Source organism: Candidatus Aminicenantes bacterium (assembly GCA_026393795.1).
Lineage (GTDB): Bacteria > Acidobacteriota > Aminicenantia > UBA2199 > UBA2199 > UBA2199.
Genome location: JAPKZL010000215.1, coordinates 1 through 3,367, shown reverse-complemented (window position 1 = coordinate 3,367; position 3,367 = coordinate 1). Strand labels below are relative to the sequence as shown.

Sequence of the window (3,367 nt, the reverse complement as noted above, 5' to 3'; positions counted from 1 at the left end):
AATGTATAATTGCACGCACCGTTCCCAATTTTTCCCCCAAAGTCACAAAGTCAAGTACCGTCCCCAGCTTACCAGCTTAGAATTGAGCCTGGTGCTTCCGGATATCGACGGAATCAGAAGACTTTTGTCAGCAGTTCTTTCAGGAACAGGTTCCCACCCGGGGCGGAGAGGGGGCCGATCAACAGCGGTGAGAGAGCGATCAGCACCCGCAGATATTTCCAGCTGCGATTGCCGATCAATTGTTTGGCCCAGCCCACATCGCCCGTAGCCCATGGTGCTGCCCGGATAAAAACATATTCCAAAACCAGGAGAAAAAAGAACCAAACAATAGCCAAAACGATATAAAACAACGGAGGAAAACCATTGGCGGCAAGACGACCTAAACCGTATTCGAAGAGCAGCGCCGCCAGAAGCAAGAATAAAGGTCGGCGGAAAAGTTTTAACCGTTTGTATAAAACGATCAGCAAAAAAAGAATTAACGCGAGCGCGGCCAAAGAAAGAAGCAGATGGAGTGCCGGGGCGGGGATTTCGTCGCCGCCAAAACCGTAGTATGGCCAAAGGATTATATGGTGCCATACGGATTTTATTTGCTGGATATTTTGATCGAGATTCAGATTAAACCTGTACTGCAGGTTCCAAAGCCACGAAAAGCTGTCCTGGGGCCATTGGGTCAAACCGAAAACGAACGGGGTAAAAACGATCCCGGCGCGCAGGAAATACCAGACCGGAGTGCAAAAAAGCGCACCGTATTGTGTAAATGCAAATCCAGAAAAGACTTTTTCGGCCGCCAATGTCAATCCCAACCACAATATGGTCATAAATATGAAAGTGATCGTTGAACCCCACCAATAAATGAATCCCTGAACCAGGAAATAAGCAATGGGGAAAAAGATGACTCCCAGGCGCAGGATATGCCATGGCAAAAACGATTCAGAAAATTTTTTCTCAGACAGCAGCATCTTTCCGTTGCTCTTCCCGGCCGCGATGATTATGGCCACCCAGAACATGTCGACGAGCAAAACCGTCACAGCTACTGCTGAAGAAGCTATAAAACGCCAGGATATGAAAATGGACAGGACGATCAGCAGCCCGCCGACTAGGAGCGCCAGCTTTGGCAATAGCGGATGGAGAACATCGGGAATATGGATAATCTTCCTTAAAAAGAAACGAATACTCCAGTAAATCAGAACCAGACACAAAGCAATGAACAGAACCATAACCTCAACGAATAAAACCGGCAGAATGGTTGCCCAGGAGATGATAAAATGCTGAAAAACAAAAATGATCAATGCGGTCAATAGAGCGCATCCCCAAAAAGCCAAGATCGAAAATATAGGCCGGGCAACCTTTTCCGCTGCGAGAGTTTGCCTGAGAAGATAAAAAACACTTAAAAAAACAAGCGCCCAGCACAAGACGAACAAAAGAAACATCGTTTCACTTATATGGAGGCTGGAAAGAACGAGCAAATATATCCCATAAAGGCGGACGGGGATCGTCAGGGAGCGGTTCTTCGAGTGCAGCTTGTCGGTGATGATATACAGAACATCGGTAGTAACAAAATTTTGTACCGCTAGACAACCGCCTACCATCCATGTATCCGATTTGAATTCTAAATCCTCCGTTATCTTCAGATACGGAAGACCGCGTAACAATTTATGATAGGCGGCTAAGGCCCGGCCGTCACGGTCAGCACAATAGTGCATAATCGCTATATTCAGTAGGGTCGACAGCTTCTGATAATTAAAATAATCGTCATGCGAGCGTTGAGAAAGCCGATTCAAGGAAGAAGTCAAAGAAACCAGTGCTGCATCAGCGGCTATTACGGCTCTTTCCCTTCTACCCTCAATAGCGCATCGATAGGCTAATGTAAAATTGACAAGTTGTAAAAAAAATTGTTCCCCTATTTCCTCCACTAAAAACTTGTAGTTTTTATAGAAAGGTCGACAGATTTCGATCAAATATTCAATTTTTTGCGATTCGGTGAGCAATGAACCGGCTCTCAAGCCGAACCTCTCGTCCAGTTTTTTTAGAAGTGTTTTGATTTCCGCGACGGGCACTTTCAACTTTTCCTGCACATGTGATGAATCTTCTCCAAAAATTTCGTGATAATCGCCGCTGAATATCGTGAAATGACAATTGGAACAATAATAAAGCGAAGTGAAACTTACATGCATGAATGGATAAAAATTATGAATATGATGATAAAACCCACCGCTCATCCAGACGGAATATTTATTCTTTTGTTCGCAGATCGGGCATTGGCCAGTTTCTGATTTTATCATTGTTGAAAAAATGGGAGTGGCAAGAAAAACAAAAATAATGGCGGCCAACATGCCCTTGCCGAACGCATGTTTGAAGAAAAAAACATTTTTCTTCATAAAACCACCTAGGAATAGTTGAGGGTCAGGTCTTGCAACCAAGATTGTTTCAATTTGAAAAGTCATAATGAAAGACCTGATCCCAGTTTTCTTAACTCTTCCTTCCATAAAGTCAAGCACCGTCCCCCGCTCTCTCTCGATTTAGTAAAACCCATTTTGAATCCTTTATAAAGTATTTGCGTTCTTTAATCCAACCCCAATTCCTTCAGACAAAGTGAAGAAGTCAAGCACCGAGTGAGACCTTCTCGACTAGCATTATTTTCTGCGCAAGAGGAGATATAAAGCAGCGGCAGTGGATAGGGCGGTCAGGAACGGCAGTACCCAGTGCAGCGTGCGGACGAGGGGCGGCAAGTTCTTGGCCGCGCTCAAAATGCCGCCGGTAGCGACAGCGCCGATAAAGAGCAACCCGGTGATAATACAGGCGGTCGGTTGGCCCTGGCTCAGCGGCGCGAGCTTGGTCATTCCCAGGACGGTCTTGGCCAGGAACGCAATCGTGGCCACCGTGATCAGCTTGTGGGCCGTCAGGACGACGACAGGGAAAGGCTGCCCCTGGCGCCTCAGTCCGTAGCCGGTGAGAAAGATCACGATAAAGCCCAGCCCGGCGATCATGAGTTTGAATTGAGTCATGTCCATGTCATCTCCCTGTCAGAAAGGTCTTTCCCTTATTGCGATCCGGCGCTTCCGACTTTTATGACCACCTTCCCCCTGGCGTGCCCAGTAAGAAGATAGCGCAGGGCCTCGGGAACTTCGGCCAGCGGGTATACCTTGTCGATCACCGGGACCACCTTTCCGGCTTCCATGAGCTCTTTCATAAAAACCAGGTCTTTCTGGTTCGCGTGGGCGGTTATGCCCCCCAATTTTTTGCCGCCGGTCAGGGAGTACCAGGGCGACAGGAGCATGGCCTGGAAGATCTGCCGCATGGAGCCCCCGGTCATAACGTAGGCCCCTCCGGGAGCCAGCGCCCGCTTGTAATCAGCGAGCGGATGAAA

The 3,367-nt window shown here is 47.5% G+C and carries 3 protein-coding genes; all 3 read right to left on the bottom strand.

Going from position 1 to position 3,367, the window contains the following annotated elements; all coding sequences use genetic code 11:
• Positions 1-113 precede the first annotated feature (113 nt).
• Positions 114-2,378 carry a hypothetical protein gene (locus tag NTW95_10520; protein ID MCX6557846.1) on the bottom strand — a complete coding sequence of 755 codons (2,265 nt, stop codon included), beginning with the start codon at positions 2,376-2,378 and terminating at the stop codon, positions 114-116.
• A gap of 255 nt (positions 2,379-2,633) precedes the next feature.
• Entirely contained in the window at positions 2,634-3,011 is a 378-nt protein-coding gene (locus tag NTW95_10515; protein MCX6557845.1) for a hypothetical protein, read from the bottom strand.
• A 29-nt stretch (positions 3,012-3,040) separates the two neighbouring features.
• Positions 3,041-3,367: zinc-binding dehydrogenase (locus NTW95_10510; GenBank protein ID MCX6557844.1), on the bottom strand; the 327-nt coding region annotated here is incomplete at its 5' end.

Coding starts and splice junctions, on each gene's coding strand:
- NTW95_10520 (MCX6557846.1), bottom strand. CDS start 2,378: ATGAAGAAAAATGTTTTTTTCTTCAAACATGCGTTCGGCAAGGGCATG.
- NTW95_10515 (MCX6557845.1), bottom strand. CDS start 3,011: ATGGACATGACTCAATTCAAACTCATGATCGCCGGGCTGGGCTTTATC.